15 protein-coding genes are annotated in these 16750 nt (G+C 73.4%); 7 read left to right on the top strand and 8 right to left on the bottom strand.

Features of this window, described 5'->3' with window-relative positions; all coding sequences use genetic code 11:
- The 5 genes from MQV74_RS35965 (at window position 1) to MQV74_RS35945 (ending at window position 5220) form a co-directional block, all read left to right on the top strand.
- Window positions 1-1191, top strand: coding sequence for an ABC transporter substrate-binding protein (locus MQV74_RS35965; protein WP_242727422.1), 1191 nt, complete (start codon window positions 1-3; stop codon window positions 1189-1191).
- Between the two features lie 104 nt (window positions 1192-1295).
- Window positions 1296-2615 carry a DegT/DnrJ/EryC1/StrS family aminotransferase gene (locus MQV74_RS35960; RefSeq protein WP_242727421.1) on the top strand — a complete coding sequence of 440 codons (1320 nt, stop codon included), beginning with the start codon at window positions 1296-1298 and terminating at the stop codon, window positions 2613-2615.
- Window positions 2612-3520 carry a radical SAM protein gene (locus MQV74_RS35955; protein ID WP_242727419.1) on the top strand — a complete coding sequence of 303 codons (909 nt, stop codon included), beginning with the start codon at window positions 2612-2614 and terminating at the stop codon, window positions 3518-3520. The genes MQV74_RS35960 and MQV74_RS35955 overlap by 4 nt, the downstream gene beginning before the upstream one ends.
- A 1-nt stretch (window position 3521) precedes the next feature.
- Window positions 3522-4361 (top strand): glycosyltransferase family 2 protein, encoded by an 840-nt coding sequence (locus MQV74_RS35950; protein WP_242727417.1) that lies wholly within the window; start codon window positions 3522-3524, stop codon window positions 4359-4361.
- 55 nt (window positions 4362-4416) lie between these two features.
- Window positions 4417-5220 carry a DNA-methyltransferase gene (locus tag MQV74_RS35945; protein ID WP_242727414.1) on the top strand — a complete coding sequence of 268 codons (804 nt, stop codon included), beginning with the start codon at window positions 4417-4419 and terminating at the stop codon, window positions 5218-5220.
- Between the two features lie 66 nt (window positions 5221-5286).
- Here the strand turns inward: MQV74_RS35945 and MQV74_RS35940 are convergent, their stop codons facing one another.
- The gene (locus tag MQV74_RS35940) at window positions 5287-6327 is read right to left on the bottom strand and encodes a Gfo/Idh/MocA family protein (RefSeq protein ID WP_242727412.1); all 1041 of its coding nucleotides are present in this window, start codon (window positions 6325-6327) and stop codon (window positions 5287-5289) included.
- 221 nt (window positions 6328-6548) lie between these two features.
- On the opposite strand from MQV74_RS35940, the gene MQV74_RS35935 reads away from it, so the two are divergent.
- Window positions 6549-7478: an NAD-dependent epimerase/dehydratase family protein gene (locus MQV74_RS35935; protein ID WP_242727410.1), complete on the top strand. Its 930-nt coding sequence runs from the start codon at window positions 6549-6551 to the stop codon at window positions 7476-7478.
- Between the two features lie 29 nt (window positions 7479-7507).
- Here the strand turns inward: MQV74_RS35935 and rfbB are convergent, their stop codons facing one another.
- The gene (gene rfbB / locus MQV74_RS35930) at window positions 7508-8500 is read right to left on the bottom strand and encodes a dTDP-glucose 4,6-dehydratase (RefSeq protein WP_242727408.1); all 993 of its coding nucleotides are present in this window, start codon (window positions 8498-8500) and stop codon (window positions 7508-7510) included.
- 99 nt (window positions 8501-8599) lie between these two features.
- On the opposite strand from rfbB, the gene rfbA reads away from it, so the two are divergent.
- Window positions 8600-9475, top strand: a complete 876-nt coding sequence (gene rfbA, locus MQV74_RS35925; protein ID WP_242727406.1) for a glucose-1-phosphate thymidylyltransferase RfbA — start codon at window positions 8600-8602, stop codon at window positions 9473-9475.
- Between the two features lie 87 nt (window positions 9476-9562).
- On the opposite strand, the gene MQV74_RS35920 is transcribed toward rfbA, so the two are convergent.
- The 6 genes from MQV74_RS35920 to MQV74_RS35895 are packed head-to-tail and all read right to left on the bottom strand — an operon-like array spanning window position 9563 to window position 16300.
- Window positions 9563-10069, bottom strand: a complete 507-nt coding sequence (locus MQV74_RS35920) for a DUF4430 domain-containing protein (RefSeq protein ID WP_242727404.1) — start codon at window positions 10067-10069, stop codon at window positions 9563-9565.
- A gap of 47 nt (window positions 10070-10116) precedes the next feature.
- The gene (locus MQV74_RS35915) at window positions 10117-11613 is read right to left on the bottom strand and encodes a prenyltransferase/squalene oxidase repeat-containing protein (protein ID WP_242727402.1); all 1497 of its coding nucleotides are present in this window, start codon (window positions 11611-11613) and stop codon (window positions 10117-10119) included.
- On the bottom strand, window positions 11525-12520 hold the full coding sequence (locus MQV74_RS35910) for an ECF transporter S component (RefSeq protein ID WP_242727400.1): 996 nt from the start codon (window positions 12518-12520) through the stop codon (window positions 11525-11527). Before MQV74_RS35910 ends, MQV74_RS35915 begins: the two co-directional genes overlap by 89 nt.
- A gap of 17 nt (window positions 12521-12537) precedes the next feature.
- Window positions 12538-14142 carry an ABC transporter ATP-binding protein gene (locus tag MQV74_RS35905; RefSeq protein WP_242727397.1) on the bottom strand — a complete coding sequence of 535 codons (1605 nt, stop codon included), beginning with the start codon at window positions 14140-14142 and terminating at the stop codon, window positions 12538-12540.
- Window positions 14139-15251, bottom strand: a complete 1113-nt coding sequence (locus MQV74_RS35900) for an energy-coupling factor transporter transmembrane component T (RefSeq protein WP_242727395.1) — start codon at window positions 15249-15251, stop codon at window positions 14139-14141. Before MQV74_RS35900 ends, MQV74_RS35905 begins: the two co-directional genes overlap by 4 nt.
- Window positions 15248-16300 (bottom strand): hypothetical protein, encoded by a 1053-nt coding sequence (locus MQV74_RS35895; protein WP_242727385.1) that lies wholly within the window; start codon window positions 16298-16300, stop codon window positions 15248-15250. Before MQV74_RS35895 ends, MQV74_RS35900 begins: the two co-directional genes overlap by 4 nt.
- Window positions 16301-16750 lie beyond the last annotated feature (450 nt).

Raw genomic sequence — 16750 nt, 5'->3', positions numbered from 1 at the left:
ATGCCCTTGAGCTTCCTCACCGACCACACCTCCCCCCTCATGCGCGGCTTCGCGGACGAGGTCGTCGCCCGCTGGAACGAGCGGCGGCCCGACTCGCCGGTCGACCTGGCGGTCCAGGACCACGAGGAGTTGCGCGCCCTGCTGCACGCCGGGCTCACCGGCGAGAGCCCGCCGGACGTCATGACCTGGTTCGCGGGCAACCGCATGCGCGCCCTGGTGGACCAGGGCCTGATGCTCGACATCTCCGCGATGTGGCGCGCGGAGGGCTTCGCCGATGTGTACCTGCCGAGGTTCAGCTCCATGACCGGTGGCATGGGCCCGTCGTGCTTCCTGCCGACCTCGCACTACTGGTGGGCGGTGTACTACCGACCCTCGGTCTTCGCCGAGCTCGGCATCCGCACGCCGGTCGAGACGTGGCAGGACCTCGACGAGGCGTGCGCCGTGCTGCGCCGCGCGGGCCTCACCCCGTTCTCCCTCGGGGCCCGGCACCGCTGTCCGGCCGCCGCCTGGTTCGACTACCTCGACATGCGGCTGAACGGTCCCGCGTTCCACCAGGACCTGATGGCGCTGCGCGTGCCGTACACCGACGCGCGCGTGACCAAGGTGTTCGCCTTCTGGCAGCGGCTCGTCGAGAGCGGCTGGTTCCTCGGCGACCCGGCGGCGTACGACGAGGAGGAGGCCGTCGCCGCGGTGCTGCGCGGCGAGGCGGGCATGACGCTCGTGGGTGCGTACGCGACCGACGAGTACACCCCGCCCGGCGAGCCGGACATCGACTTCTTCCGCTTCCCCCTGATCGACCCGGGCCTGCCCGTCGGCGAGGACACCCCGGTCGACGGCTACTTCGTGACCGGGACCAGCGAGGCGCCCGCCGAGGCCACCGCGTTCCTCGCGCACCTCGGGTCGCGCGAGGTGCAGCAGCTGACGATCGAGCGGCTCACCACGCTGCCCACCCGCACCGACGTCGACGTGGCCCGGGGCGGGCGGCACGTCACCAAGGGCATGGAGATCGTCCGGGGCGCCGACCACCTGGGGCAGTTCTACGACCTCGACACCACCTGGGAGCTCTCGGACACCGGCATGGCGGCGTTCGTGTCCTTCCTGCGGGAGCCGTCGCGCGCCAAGGAGCTCCTCCAGGAGGTGGAGGCGGCCCGCGGGGAACTCCTCGCGGCCCCGGCCTCCGCACGGGCCTGACCACCCGGTCCGCCCGTCCACCGGCCCGGCCGGCCGGGCACCCCACCGCCCTTCCCGTACCTCCCGATCCCGCACCCCCGTTCCTGACGACCAAGGGGACACACATGTCAGCGGTACGCAGTTCACCCCTCGCCCTGCACGGCGGCACCCCGGTCCACGACGGCGCCTGGCCCGCCTGGCCACAGGCTCCCGAGTCCACCCTGACCCTGCTCAACGCGGCCGCCACGTCCGGGCGTTGGGCGGTCAGCGGCGTCTACACCGGCACCCCGAGCTTCGAGCGGCGCTTCTCCGAGGCGTTCGCCGCCTACCACGCGGCCCCCGGTCTGACGCCCTACGCGGTGCCCACCACGAACGGCTCGGCCGCGCTCACCATCGCCATGGAGGCCCTCGGCGTCGGCCCCGGCACGGAGGTCATCGTGCCGGGCCTGACCTGGGTGGCGTGTGCGTCGGCCGCGCACGCGCTCGGCGCCACGCCGGTCCTGGTGGACGTCGACCCGCACACCCTGAGCATCTCGGCCGACGCGGCGAAGGCCGCGGTCACCGACCGGACCCGGGCGATCCTCGTCGTGCACGCCTACTGCTCGGCCGCCGACGTCGACGCGTTCCAGGAGCTCTCGCAGAGCACCGGCATCCCCCTCATCGAGGACTGCTCACAGGCGCACGGAGCGGAGTGGCGCGGGCGCAAGGTGGGCACCTTCGGCACGATCGGGGTGTTCAGCCTCCAGCAGACCAAGGTGCTCACCTGCGGCGAGGGCGGCGTCGTCCTCACCACGTCGGCCGAGCTGCACGACCGGCTCCAGCAGTACCGCGCCAACGGACGGCGCTACACGGCCCGGCCGGTCGCGGGCCAGCTCGAACTGGAGGACGTCGGCGCGGTCGAGGGCCACAACCACTCGATGTCCGAGTTCCACGCGGCGGTCGCGCTCAGCCAGCTGGAGTTCCTGGAGGAGCAGACCGCGCGCCGGGAGCGCAACGCCGCCGCCCTCACCGACCTGCTCGCCGGCATCCAGGGCGTGTCCACGCTGCCCGCGCCGCCCGGTCTGACCCGGCGCACCTACTACGACTTCGTCATCCGCCTGGACGCGGAGCTGCTCGGCCCGGTGCCCGTCGGCCGCGTCGTGGACGCCATGTCCGCCGAGCTGAACATGTTCTTCGAGACCCTCGACACACCGCTGAACGCCAACCCGCTGTACGTGCCGCTCAAGTCCCCGCGCACCCCCGGCTCGGACGACGCGCGGCGGGGCCTGGACCCCGCCCGGTTCGACCTGCCCGCCGCGACGGCCGCGTACCGCACCTGCTTCGCCTTCCTCCACCAGGCGCTGCTCGGCACCGAGCGGGACGTGACCGCGATCGCGACCGCCGTCGAGAAGGTCGTCACCCACCTCGACCGGCTCGGGGACGGGGCGGAGAGGGGCCGGGCATGAGCGTGCGCCTGGCCGACGGCAAGGTGTTCAACCCGGAGGGAGTCGAGGTCAACGCGAGCCTCCAGTGCAACATGCGCTGCCAGTCCTGCGCCCACCTCTCGCCGCTGTACCGCCGCGAGAACGCCGACCCCGCCGAGATCCACGACACCCTGAGCGTCCTCGCCAGGAGCTACCACGCCTCGTACGCGAAGATCATGGGCGGTGAGCCGCTGCTGCACCCGGACGTCGTCGGTCTGATCGAGGCGGTGCGGGCCACCGGGATCTCCGACACGATCCTCGTGGCCACCAACGGCACGCTCCTGCACCGCGCGCCGGAGCGCTTCTGGGAGGCCGTGGACTCCCTGGAGATCTCGGTCTACCCGAGCCGGATGCTCGCGCCCGAGGAGGTCGAGCGGTACCGCGGGCTGGCCCGGGACCACGGGGTCTCCCTGCTCGTCAACTACTACGGGCACTTCCGCGCGGTGTACTCGGAGTCGGGCACGGACGCGCCGGGCCTGGTGCGGGACGTCTTCGACACCTGCAAGCTCGCCCACTTCTGGAACTCGCACACCGTCTACGACGGCTGGCTCTACCGCTGCCCGCAGAGCGTGTTCATGCCCCGGCAGCTGCGCGACGGCGGCTGGGACCCGCACGTCGACGGCCTGCGGATCGAGGAAGGACCGGACTTCCTGGAGCGCCTGCACCGCTTCCTCACCGGTGCCGATCCGCTGCGGGCCTGCCGGAACTGCCTGGGCAGCGTCGGCAAGCTGCATCCGCACCAGGAGCGGCCGCGCGCGGGGTGGCAGGTGACCGAGCAGCTGGAGGAGCTGGTCGACTTCCCGTTCCTCGAGGTCTGCAAGGACGACATCACCGCCGACGACGGCTGCGTGGAGCGGTCCCTCTCGGCGCCGGTGGGAGGTGCCTGACATGACGGCGAACGAGAACCCGACCGGCGGGGCGGCACCGGAGGAGGGCGGCGAGAGCATCACCGTCGTCACCCTGACCCGCTACCGGCCGGTGCTCGTCCAGCGGGCCATGCGCAGCGTCCGCGCCCAGGTGACCGACGTGCCGGTGCGCCACCTCGTCCTCATCGACGACAGCGAGGAGACGCTCACCGCGCTGCGCGAGGTGACGGACGCGTTCCCGCGCTGCGAGATCCGGTACGTGCCGCGCGAGCCGCACGAGAAGTCGGGTCCGGGCCGGTCGTCGCGCCTGCGCAACCTGGGGGTGCGGCTCGCCGACTCCTCCTGGATCGCCTTCCTCGACGACGACAACGAATGGACGCCCGACCACCTCCAGTCCCTGCTCGACCAGGCCCGCGCGCACGCGGCACGCGCCGTCTACAGCGAGGTCGGCCTCCTCGACAAGGACGGCGCCCCGTACCTCGAACCGCGCTGGCCGTGGGCGAACAGCGTCGCCGAGGCGGAGCGGATGTACGCGGACTACGTGGCCAAGGGCATCTGCGTGCCGGGCTCGAACGTCATCAAGGACCGGCCGGGGACGTTCGAGGTGCCCGTGGACACCAGCGCCTGGCTGCTCGCGCGGGAGCTGCTGCTCGACGTGCCCTTCGAGGAGGAGTTCTCGGCGGCCGACGCGGACGGTCTGGTCAGCGAGGACGACAAGCTCTACTACCGCCTCGTGCAGCGCGCGGAGCCGATGGTGTGCACGGGGCGCGCGACGCTCCGCTACTACCTGGGCGGCTACTCCAACAGCGGCGAGACCGTCGCCCCCGAGGAGCGGGGCGCGATCGCCTGGGCCTCGGAGTGAGCCGCTCCGACAGCCGCCGTACGCAACGACGACAGGGAAGGGAGAGGGTCCCGTGGTGACCGAGTCGACGACTGTGGCGGGAGACCGCTGCGCTCTGGGGGCCGAACACGGCTCCTACTACTGGGGGGACAGCCTCGCGCTGATCAAGGGGGTGCCCGACGGCAGCGTGCGCGCGGTGGTCTGTTCGCCGCCCTTCGAGGGGCCGCGGCTCATCGCCGACGAGGACCGCACGGGCGCGGAGTTCCTCGACTGGATCCTGCCGTTCTTCGAGCAGTTCGACCGGGTGCTGCGCCCGGACGGCTGTGTCGCGTTCGAGCTGGGCGGCATCTGGCTCTCCGACGCGCCGGGCAAGGCGGTGCAGCACGCCGGTGCCGTGCACGCCCTGGCCGCGGCGGGCTGGCGCCTGGTGCAGGACTTCTACTACTACAACCCGCAGTTGCTCAACCCGGAGCCGGACGGCGCGGCACGGGCCCCGGACTCCATCACGCCCATCTGGGTCATGGCGCGCACGCACGACGTGCACTACGACGTCGCGGCGCTGCGGCACCCGGCGCGGCAGCCCTTCGTCCGGGGCAATCTGCTGGAGTTCGACACGTCGGGCGTCTACGACCAGGCGTATGAGAAAGCGCTGGCGGAAACGTCTCTGCACCCGTATGTGGACCGTTGGCCCACGGTGGTCCCGGAGTTGTTCGTGGAGCTCCTGACCGAGCCGGGCGACCTGGTCCTCGATCCGTTCGCGGGCAGCGGGGCGACCTGCTTCGCCGCCGAGCGGCTGCGCCGGCGGTGGCTCGGCTTCGAGCTGGACCGGGGGCTCGAACAGCACGTGCGGGCGATGTTCGCCGCCCGCCGCGCGGGCTAGCGGGTGGTCCCGTGCCCCTCCGGCACGGGACCACCGCACGTCCCTGTCCGCGATCTTGACGACCCGTCAGGCCGGGGCCAGGAGCGCCTCGGGCACGCGGCAGTCGACCCACCGGCCGCCGTCGGCGGCCGACGCGTAGGCGCCGTCGATCACGAACGAGGTGGTCAGCGCCTCGCGGATGAGGTCACGGCCCCGCTCGGGCGCGGCGACCACCGCCGTGAAGTCGCGCAGCATCCGCTCGAACCACTCCTGGTGGGACGGGTCGTCGAAGCCGGACTCGATGGACGTGCGGACCACGTCGCCGTCCGCCGCGTAGGTGAGGTCGTCACCGTCGACGACCACGGAACCGGAGGTCCCCATGATCGAGTACCCGGTGCTGCGATGACCGGCGGCCCACGACAGGTGCAGCGCGATCTCGACGCCGTCCTCGCACCGCAGCCGCATCAGGGCGGTGTCCTCGGTGTCGGCGTACGCGGCGCCGTCCCGCAGCCGCCCCGTGAGGCAGGACACCGAGACCGGGGTCAAACCTGTCAGGTTCATGGCGAGGTACACGCTGTGCGGGCCGTGGTCGCGCAGGATGCCGCCGTGCGAGGTGCCGGGTTCGCGCCGCCAGTGCGGCCGCCAGTCGGGCACGCCCTTGGCGTGTCCGGCGCGCAGCGTGCGGAAGTGGGCGCCGACGACCTTGCCGAAGCCGGGTGCGGCGATGCGCTCCTTCATCGCCGCGAGCACGGGCGCGTACTTGTAGACGTGGCACGGGTAGTAGACGCGGTCACTGGCGCGGATCCTGCTCAACTGGCCGGCGTAGCCGTCCTCGTCGGGCAGGAAGACCGGTTTCTCGCACAGGACGTGCAGTCCGTGGGCGAGGCCGAGCGCCGAGTACTCGGCGTGGCTGCTCGGCGGTGTGCAGATGTCGATGAAGTCCAGGTCCTCGTTCGCGACCAGCTTGGCGAAGTCGCTGTAGGCGGAGAGTCCGAACGATTCCTCCGCATGGCTCCGCCGTTCCTTCGACACGTCGACGACCGCGGCAATGGATAAATCCTGTACCCGCGAATAGCCGACCATGTGCCCCAGGGCGATGGTGCCGAATCCAATGATGGCTCCGCGCATGGCGAACCTCCTTCGTCAATACGGCTGCCGGACGCGTGGAGAGCACGCGAGAAAGGGGGATGCGTGCACAATTTTTAAGCGCCGTACGACGTGCTGTCAACCTGCGGCCAGAATTAAAGAGAAGCCATTTCCGGCTCCCCTGAATTACCCGGAGCCGTTTATCAGGCACGCCCGGAAAGAAATATCAGGAAGCGGTTTTCGAGGAATGTGGGGGCCACGTCATGACATCGAGCCGAGGCGGTGCGGCCGGATCGTCCGCGGCCGCGCGGGTCGCCGTGGTCGGCGGTTCCGGGTTCATCGGCAGGAACCTCCGCGCCGCGCTCGACGCGGCGGGCCTGCGGACGTGCTCCTTCACCCGGCGGCACCCCTTCATGCGGGGCGACCGGGTGCACCGCGCCCTGCTGCGCTCGCACACGGTCTTCTACGTGGCGGGCGGCGTGACACCGGCGCGGGCGGAGCGGGAGCCCCGGCTCGCCGCGCAGGACTACTGGAACCTGCAACTGCTCCTGTGGGGGCTGCGCGGCGCCGCCCACCGGCCGCTGGTGGTCCTCGCCAGCTCGGGCGGGACCGTGTACGACCCCGACGCCGGGGCGCCCTACCGGGAGGACGCCCCCACCCGGCCCGTCACGGCGTACGGCGCGGTGAAGCTCGCCCAGGAGCGGGCCCTGGTCAGCGCCGAGTGGGCGGCGCCGGTGATCCTCCGGCTCGCCAACGTCTACGGCCCGGGGCAGCCCGCGGGCGCGGGGTTCGGGGTGGTCCCGCACTGGGCCGCGGCCGTGCGGGCGGGCCGGGCGCTGACGCTGATCGGCCGGGCCCGGCGGGACTACGTGCACGTCGCCGACGTGTGCGCCGCCCTGCTCGCGGTGCACCGGCGGGCGGACCGGCTGCGGGCCGCGCCCGGGCCGACGACCCTGAACATCGGCTCCGGCGTGCCGACCTCGCTCGACGAGCTGCGCCGGCACTTCGAGCGGGCGGCGGGCCGCGCCCTCGACGTGCGGCGCGAGCCCGCCCGCAGCTTCGACCGGTCGGACGTGTGGCTGGACGTCACGGCCGCCCGGGAGCAGATCGGCTGGCGCGCCCGGATCGGCCTGGCGGACGGGCTCACGGGCACGCTGGCCGCCGCGGGGGCGCCCGCCCGGATGCCGTCGTGACCGGGCGGGCGGGGGCGTCCCGGCGGTGGTTACGCCGGGGTCCGCAGGGCCGCGCGCCGCTTCAGCGGCTCCCACCAGGAGCGGTGGTCCGCGTACCAGGCGACGGTCTCGGCGAGGCCGCGCTCGAAGCCGACCAGCGGCGCGTAGCCCAGCTCCGTGGCGGCCTTGGTGCAGTCCAGGGAGTACCGCGCGTCGTGCCCCTTGCGGTCGGGGACGCGCTCGACCCGCTCCCAGCCGCAGCCGGTCGCGGCGAGCAGGTGCCCGGTCAGCCGCTCGTTCGTCAGCTCCGTGCCGCCGCCGATGTGGTAGACCTCCCCGGCCCTGCCGTGGCGCAGCGCCAGCTCGATGCCCCGGCAGTGGTCCGACACGTGCAGCCAGTCGCGGACGTGCTGTCCGTCGCCGTACAGCGGCACCGTGCCGCCGTCGAGGAGGCGGGTGATGAACAGCGGGATGACCTTCTCGGGGAACTGGTACGGCCCGTAGTTGTTCGAGCAGCGGGTCACCACCACGTCCATGCCGTGCGTGCGGTGGCAGGCGAGCGCGAGCAGTTCGGAGCCCGCCTTGGTGGCCGCGTACGGCGAGTTGGGCGCGAGCGGGCTCTCCTCGGACCAGGAGCCGACCGGGATCGAGCCGTAGACCTCGTCGGTCGACACGTGCAGGAACCGGCCGACGCCGTGCCGGCGCGCCGCGTCGAGCAGCAGCTGCGTGCCGAGGACGTTCGTCGTCACGAACGGGGCGGAGCCCGTGATGGACCGGTCCACGTGGGTCTCGGCGGCGAAGTGCACCACCGCGTCGTGGCCCGGCACCACCTCGTCGAGGAACGCGCCGTCGCATATGTCCCCGTGCACGAAGGCGTGGCGGGGATGGCCCGCGACCGGGTCCAGGTTTTCCCGCACTCCGGCATACGTCAGCTTGTCCAGGACCGTGATACGGATGTCGCGCGCCGCGCCCGGCGCCAACAACATGGACCGGACAAATTCGGACCCGATGAAACCGGCACCGCCCGTCACAATAATCCGCATGGAGAAAAGATACACACGGACGGGGGTACCGCGGTAGGGACCCCGAACAGGAAGGGAGGAAAGGGCCGGTCCGTAAGAACGTCCGGCCCGCCGTCAGCAATGCGCGGAATCATACTTGCAGGTGGCACAGGATCCCGTCTGTGGCCGGTCACCCAGGCCGTTTCCAAACAGCTCATGCCGGTCTTCGACAAACCCATGGTCTATTACCCGCTGTCCACGCTGATGCTGGCCGGAATCCGCGAGATCCTCGTCATCACGACGCGCGAGGACGAGGACGACTTCCGGCGGCTGCTCGGCGACGGCTCGCACCTCGGCCTGAGCCTCACCTACCGGGCGCAGGACCGCCCCGGGGGCATCGCGGAGGCCTTCCTCATCGGCGCCGACTTCATCGGCGGCGAGCCCGTGGCCCTGATCCTCGGGGACAACATCTTCCACGGCCGCAGCTTCGGCGTGCAGCTGCGCGAGCACACCGCCCCCGACGGCGGCCGCATCTTCGCCTACCCCGTGGCCGACCCCACGGCCTACGGCGTCGTCGAGATCGACGAGCACGGCACGGCCCTGTCCATCGAGGAGAAGCCCGCCAAGCCCAAGTCCCGCTACGCCGCCGTCGGTCTGTACTTCTACGACAACCGCGTCGTCGACATCGCCGCGGGCCTGCGCCCGAGCGAGCGCGGCGAGCTGGAGATCACCGGGGTCAACGAGGAGTACCTGCGCCGCGGCGCCCTTGCCGTGACGGTCCTCGACCGGGGCACCGCCTGGCTCGACACCGGCACGTTCACGGCGATGGTCCAGGCGTCGGAGTACGTACGCGTCATCGAGGAACGCCAGGGCCTGAAGATCGGCTGCGTGGAGGAGGTCGCGTGGCGCTGCGGCTACATCGACGACGCGCGCCTGCGCGCGCTGAGCGGCCCGCTGCTCAAGAGCGGGTACGGGCGCTATCTGCTGAGCCTGCTCGACGAGGAGGCGCTGTTGTGAGGCGCGGGCCCGGCGCGGTGCGCTGCGCCGGGCCCGTGCGGTGCGGGCGGGCGGCGGCCTCGGCGGCCGTCACCCTCCGTCGGCGGATCAGGGGTTGATCTTGGTCCAGGTGAAGGCGACCTTGTCGCCCGCCTTGATGTGCAGCTGGCAGCCGCCGACCTGGGTGGCCTCGCCGTTGACAGCGATGTTCCAGTAGTACGCGTTGCCGCCGTTGTGGCCGCCGATGGTGGTGACGAAGTAGTCGTCGAAGGACGGGTACCAGGTGCCGTCCCAGGTGAAGCCCTGCTTCTTGGCGGCGTCGTCGAGGGCGGCCGTCGGGGTGGGCCCGGCCGAGGTGTTGGCCTCGTTGTTGGTGCCGTCGCACTTGTGGGTGCCGCCCGTGGCCGTGGTCACGGAGTGGCCCTTGGTGGTGACGCTGCCGTTGAAGAGGGTGCTGTTGGGCCCCTTCACGGTGACGGTCACCTTGACCGCCGTGTTGGCGGTCGCCTTCGCGGGCGCCGCGTCGGCGACCGGAGTGACGGCGAGGGCCAGGCCCAGGGCGCTGACGACGAGGGCGGCTCTTCGGACGGGCGACAGCGTCGAGGTCTTGTTCATGGTTCTCCTTGCGTAGGTGCGGAGTTGCTGGTGCTGGGGAGGGAGGTTCAGGGGGTGGGGCGGCGGCGCCGGGCCACCAGGACGGCCGTCGCGCCGGCGGCGAGCAGGGCGCCCGCGGTGGCCGTCATCGGCAGGGGGGAGGTGCCGGTGGAGGCGAGGCTGCCGCCGGGGTTGCCCACGGGCTGCACGCCGGAGCCGCCGACGTCGCCGCTGCCGCCGGAGCCGGTCTGCGGGGCGGGTGTGTTGCCGCCGCCGCCCGTCGCGTCGTCGTCCGAGCCGCCGATGGTGGTGTCGTCGCCCCCGCCGCCGCCCCCGGAGCCGGTGCCGCCGTCGGATCCGGTACCGCCGTTGTTGTCACCGCCGGTGCCGCCGGTGTCACCGTCGTCGCCGCCGTTTCCGCCGTTTCCGCCGTTTCCGCCGCCGGACGTGCCGCCGTCGTCACCGTTGCCGCCGGACGTGCCGCCGTCGTCGCCGCCCGGGGTGCCACCACCCGGTACGCAGGTGATCTTCTCTAGCTCCGGAGCGGAGTCGGCGGCGTCCACCTGGGCCAGGGACTTGCCTGCGAGAGCGGGCACGACCTGGGCGGTGGCGCGCAGGGCCATGCCGTCGGCCTTCGGTTCCAGGAAGCCGACCGCGCCCCGGTCCTTCGCCGGGGCCGAGCAGTTCACCTGGCGGGACCTGAGCCAGGCGACGCCCTTGGCTGCGGCCTCGGTGCGCCCGCCGACCGCGAGGGCCTGGACGGCGAGGGCGGTGCTGTTGGAGTTGGCCTTCGCGCCGGAGCCCATGGAGTTGTCGGGGAATCCCCCGTCGGGCAGCTGGTTCTTCACCAGCCAGTCGAGCGCGGGCTTCACGGCGGCGGTGCGGCCCGACCCGAGCAGGGCCTGCACGGCGAGGCCGGTGCTGTCCATGTGGGACTTGCACGTGGCGGGGGTGGCGCCGAGGCCCAGCGGGAAGCCGCCGTCCGGGCAGCGGGACCCGGCGATGAAGTCGACGGCCTTCGCCGGTGCTCCGCCGGTGCGCTGGAGCGCCAGGACCGCCAGGGACTGGGTGAACTGCTGGGAGCCGTCCCCGGTGGGGTTCTTGTCGGTGAACCGGCCGTTGTCCTGCATGCGTTCGGTGAGGGTCTTCACCAGGTCGCGGCCGCCGAAGTCCTTCGGGTCGCGGTGCTCGACGGCGGCGACGAGGGTGAGCTTGGCGAGGCCGCCCGCGAAGACGGTGCCGGGCCCGCCCTTGCTCTCGATGTAGGCCCCCGCGTTGGCCTCCAGCCAGTCCGTGGCCTTCTTCTGCACGGCGCCGCCGGTGTCGGCCGACGCCAGGCCCATGATCACGTCGGCGGTCAGCCCCTGGTCGCCCTTGGCGTTGGAGCCGTCGGTCAGCTTCGAGGCCATCCAGGTGGCGGCAGCGCTCGCCGGGGCCTTGGGGACGGGCGCCGCCCCCGCCGCCGGTGGCGCGGGCTCAGCGTGGGCGGTGACCGGAAGGAGCACCGTGGCCAGCGCGGCCACCGGTATCCCCACCGCCGTTCTCGACCGTACGGACAGAGGCATGGTGAAGCTCCTTGTGCTTGCGGAAGAAGGGCGGGGAGGAGGGCGCGGCCTCGGTGTCCAAGAGCGGCGCGGCGGGCGCCGACAGTGTCACCGGCGCCCCGAAGGCGGCCCGGCGCGCGGCCCGGCGCAGGACGGCGAGGACCGCCGGGCCGAGCGTGACGACGGCGACGAGGTTGGTGAGCGCGCGGCCGGTGTCCCAGCCGAAGGTGGAGGTGAGAAGCGTGAAGACGGCGAAGCGGTGCAGGTTCTCGCCGACCGGCGCGCCGGGCACGAAGGACAGGTCGGTGTCGGGCCCCGCCGTGAACGGCCAGAACCACATGTTCAGGAGGAAGCCGAAGAGGTACGCGACGACGACGCCGTAGGCGGCGAGCATCGCGATCTCCGCGCGCCCGGACACCCGCTTGGGCAGCAGCCCCGCGCCGAGGCCGATCCACCCGGAGGCGATCATCTGGAACGGCAGCCAGGGCCCGACGCCCGCGGTGAGCAGCGCCGAGGCGAACAGCGAGGTGCAGCCGAGCACGAACCCGAAGCCGGGGCCGAACACCCGGCCCGCGAGGACCAGCAGGAAGAACACGGTCTCGATGCCCGCCGTGCCCGCGCCGAGGGGCCGCAGCCCGGCGTTGACGGCGGAGAGCACGCCGAGCATGGCCAGGGCCTTGGTGTCGATGCCGCCGGACGACATCTCGGCGAGGACGACGGCGAGGAGCACCGGCATCGTCAGGAGGAAGACGAGGGGTGCGTCGGCGGTGTGCGCGACGCCCTCGGGCCGGGGCGCGGCGAACAGCGGCCAGAAGAACATGGCGAGCCCCGCGAGGCTCGCGAGGGTGAGCACGGTGGCGGTGCGCGCGCCGAGGGGCAGCACGGGCACGCGCAGCCGCCGGGCGCCGCGTACTTGACGGCCTGTCATGGATGGCCGCTGGGTGCTCATACGGCCTCCAGAGCGGTCCGTACCTGCTCCACCGTCAGCCACTCCTGGGGGCTCAGCACCTTGGCGACCTGCGGCGCGAACGCGGGTGAGGAGACGACCACGTCGGCCGTCGGGCCGTCGGCGACGATCTCGCCCTCGGCCATGACGACGACGCGGTCGGCGGCCCGCGCGGTGAACTCCACGTCGTGCGTGGCGACCACGACCGCGCGCCCCTCGGCGGCGAGGCGCCGGATGACGCCGGTGAAGGCCTCCTTGGCGTGGTAGTCGAGGCCGCGCGTCGGCTCGTCGAGGAGGACGACGCCGGGTGCGGCGGCGAGCTGGACGGCGAGGACGAGGGCGAGCTGCTGTCCCTCGGACAGGTCGCGCGGGTGCCGGTCGCCCGGGATGCCGGGCGCGAGCGCGTCGAGCAGCTCCCGGCAGGTGCCGTCGGCGGTGTCCGACTCCCGGTCGGCCTGCGCGCACTCGGCGTCCACGGTGTGCAGGTAGAGCAGGTCGCTCGCGGTCTGCGGGACGAGCCCGACGAGCGCGCGGGCTTTGCGGGCGGCGACCTTCCCCGGGTCGGTGCCGCCCACGTCGACCGTCCCCGAGTGGCGGGGCCCCGAGCCCTGGAGCGCCCAGAGGAGCGAGGACTTGCCGGAGCCGTTGCGGCCCATGAGGGCGGTGACCTCGCCGCCCGCCAGGTCCAGGTCCAGCTCGCGTACGGCGACGGTGTCGGCGTACGCGACGGTGACCCGCCGCGCTCTCAGGGAGGGCTCGCCCCGGGGCGCGGGGGCGGCGGCCGGGGTGTGGCCGGTGAGCCGGGTGCGCAGCGCGGCGGCCCTGCGGCGCGCGTCGCGCACCGAAAGCGGCAGCGGCTCCCACCCGGCGAGCCGCCCCAGGCGCACGACGGGCGGCGCGACGTCGCTGTCGCGCATCAGGTCGGCCGGGTCGCCCTCGCGGATCCGGCCGTCGCCGGTCAGGTGCACGAGCCGGTCGGCGTACTGGAGCACGCGTTCCACGCGGTGCTCGGCGACCAGGACGGTGGTGCCGAGGTCGTGGACGAGCCGGGTGACGGCGGCGAGCACGTCCTCGGCGGCGGTGGGGTCGAGCGCGGACGTCGGTTCGTCCAGGACCAGGACCTTGGGGTGCGCGGTGAGGACGGAGCCGATGGCGACGCGCTGCTGCTGCCCGCCGGAGAGGGTGCGCAGCGCGCGCCGGCGCAGCTCGGCGATGCCGAGCAGGTCGAGGGTCTCCTCGACGCGCTTGCGCATGACGGCGGCGGGGACGGCCAACTGCTCCATGCCGTACGCCAGTTCCTCCTCGACCGTGTCGGTCACGAAGGAGGCGAGCGGGTCCTGCCCGACCACGCCGACGACGTGCGCGAACTCCTGCGGCGGCGCCTCGGCCGTGGAGAGGCCGCCGACGCTGACGCGGCCCTGGAGGTGTCCGCCGGTGAAGTGCGGCACGAGGCCGTTGACAGCGCCGAGCAGGGTCGACTTGCCGACGCCGGTCCGCCCGGTGACCAGGCACAGCTCGCCCTCGCCGATGGTCAGGTCGACGTCGCGCAGGGCGGGCTCGGGAGCGCCCGCGTAGGTGAGGGTGACGTGCTCGAAGCGGATCACGCGGCGGCCTCCCCCGGCCGGGGCGCGGCGCGCGGCGGTGCGGGCGCGAGCCAGGCGGGCAGGGCCCCGGCCAGGGCGGCGAGCGCGGGGAGCACGGTCACCTCGGGCCAGGCGAGGGGCGAGAGCGAGGGGTAGAGGGAGGCCGCGTCCGTGCGGGAGACGACGTACATCAGCGCGCCCGCGGCGAGCCCGGACGCGGCCACGGTCCACTCGGCGCCGCGCCACGGGTCGGGCCGGTACGTGCTGCGCAGGACGCGCCGTCCGCCGAGCACGAACCCGGCCACGGCCAGGGCGAGTCCGGCGAGCAGCAGCGGCGTGCCCAGATAGGGCAGCGTGCTCGCGCCCAGGGCGCCGTACAGGCCGCCGCACACGCCGAGCAGCCCGGCGATGACCAGCGAGCCGGTGAGCAGTCGGGTGCGCGGAGCAGTGCGCCCGGTGCGGCCGTAGCCGTGGGAGGCCATCGCGGCGGCGAGCGCCAGGGAGCGGTTCATGGCGTCCTCCAGGACGGGGACGACGATGCCGCGCAGCGCGCCGATGCCGCGGTAGCCCTTCTTGACCGTGCCGCCGCGCAGCAGCCGGGCCCTGCGCACCCGCTGCACGCTCTCGACCAGCTGCGGCGCCACGGTGAGCGTGACGACGACGGAGGTGCCGATCTCGTGGAGCGCGCCGGGCAGCGCCTTGAGCATCCGCTTGGGGTTGGCGAGGGCGTTGGCCGCGCCGACGCACACCACCATGGTGGCGAGCCGCAGCCCGTCGTACAGACCGCCGAGGAGCTGCTCGGCGGCCACGGGTCCGAACAGGCGGATTCCGGCGGCCCATGCGGGCAGCGGCACCTCCGGCAGCGTGAACAGGACGGTGTCGCCCTGGCCGCCGCCGAAGACGATGCGGAAGCCGACGCGCATCACGACGATGAAGGCGCCGAGGCTCAGATACATCCGGAACGCCAGGGCCCACGGCGCGTCGTCGCGCCGCTGGGCGACGACGAAGCCGACCGCGGCCAGGATCAGGACGAGCAGCACCGGGTTGGCAGTGCGGCTCGCCGCGGCGGCCATGCCGAGCGCCCACAGCCACCAGGCGCCCGGGTGGACCGACCGGGCGAGCCGGGTCACGGCGCACCGCCCGAGGCGCGCCGGCGACGGCGCCGGGCCGTCACTCCCCCGGCGACGGCGAGGGCCACGGCGGCGGCCGCAGCGACGACCGTGCCGGTGGGCACCCCTTCGTCCTTGCTCGCCGACACGGTCCGCGTGTCCTCGCCGCCGGTCCAGTCGGCGGCCTCGCTCGGCTTCGGCGCGGGGCCCGAGCCGGAGCCGGCGGGCGGGGACGGCTCGGCGTGCTGCTTCTTGCCGGTGTCCTTGGCCTTGCCCTTCCCGGCGTCCTTGCCCTGCTTGCCCTTGGCGTCCTTGGCGCCGTCCTTCTTGTCCTGGTGCCCGGGCGGCTTCGCCAGGCCGCCGCCGTCGGCGGGCGGCCGGGCGCCGTTGCCGGGGCCGGTGCCTCCTCCGGCGGGCGGCTGCACCCGGTCCGGGCGGTCGGGCGCGGTGCCGCGGTCGGGCGCTCCGGGGCCCGGCCTGCCGCCGCCCGTATGTCCGCCGCCCGTATGTCCGCCGCCCGCTCCCCCGCCGCCACCGCTGCCGGGGGCGGCGGGGCGCCGGGGTGCCACGCGCGGCGCGGGGGCCTCGCCCTGGTCCCGGTCGAGGGAGAACGACCAGCCTTCGAAGCTGCCCTTCGGCGGGGTGCGGTAGGTCGCCCCGTACTGGCTGTAGGTCCAGCGGCCGCCGTTGGAGGCGTGCCAGTAGGACCAGTAGGCCTTGGCGGGCGGGGTGTCGACGCAGGGCTCGCGGTCGGCGTTCGGCCTTCCCTCCAGGCGGCAGACGAAGGACTCGCCCCAGCGGTTGGTGCCGGTGACCTGGATGCCCGCGTCCTTGAGCGCGGCGAGGCCGGTCCGCTGGGAGCCGACGGCGCACCGCACCAGGGTGGTCCCGCCGAGCTCCCGGAAGTCCACGACGACGGTGACGCCTTCGCCCGCCTTGCAGAAGCCTCCGTGGCCGCGCCCGGTGTCCACCGCGGCGGCGGGCGTCGCCGGGCCGGGGCCGACGCCGAGTACGGCCGACGCGAGCAACAGCCCGAGCGCGGCGGCGGACGCGCGGATCGCACCGGCCATGTCGTGGGGGCCCTTCGGTTCGGGGTCGCACGAGGACCCCGCGCCACGGGCCGCCGGTGCCGCACGAAAAACCCCTACGCGCGTTCCAGGAAGGAAGCGGCAGGGGGCCGTAGAACCGGTGACGGGCTCTGGGCTCCACGCTGCAGACCATGACAGTGAGAAGCAGTGCACGTGCCACGCTGGGCAGCCCGACTCGCGGTCACGCCGAGGCGTGCCGCACACGGTTGCAGGTCAGTGCCGGAGTCTCACCGGCTTTCCCCAGTCGCGTACGCATTCAGTTGTCCGTGTGCCCTCGGCCGCACGTTCCGCCACGGCCGGAGCACACGCATCGTAGGCCCGCCGCCACCGGCCGCGCCAGGGCGGCGAGTTGTGACGCCCGCCACCGAATGGCCTGATCCTTACGGACGATGACGTTCCCTCATCGATCACTCGATCGGCCCAAGCGGAAAC

Source organism: Streptomyces sp. AN091965 (assembly GCF_022698285.1).
Taxonomy (GTDB): Bacteria; Actinomycetota; Actinomycetes; order Streptomycetales; family Streptomycetaceae; genus Streptomyces.
Note: the sequence above shows the minus strand (reverse complement) of the source record. Positions and strands in the feature narration are given on the sequence as shown.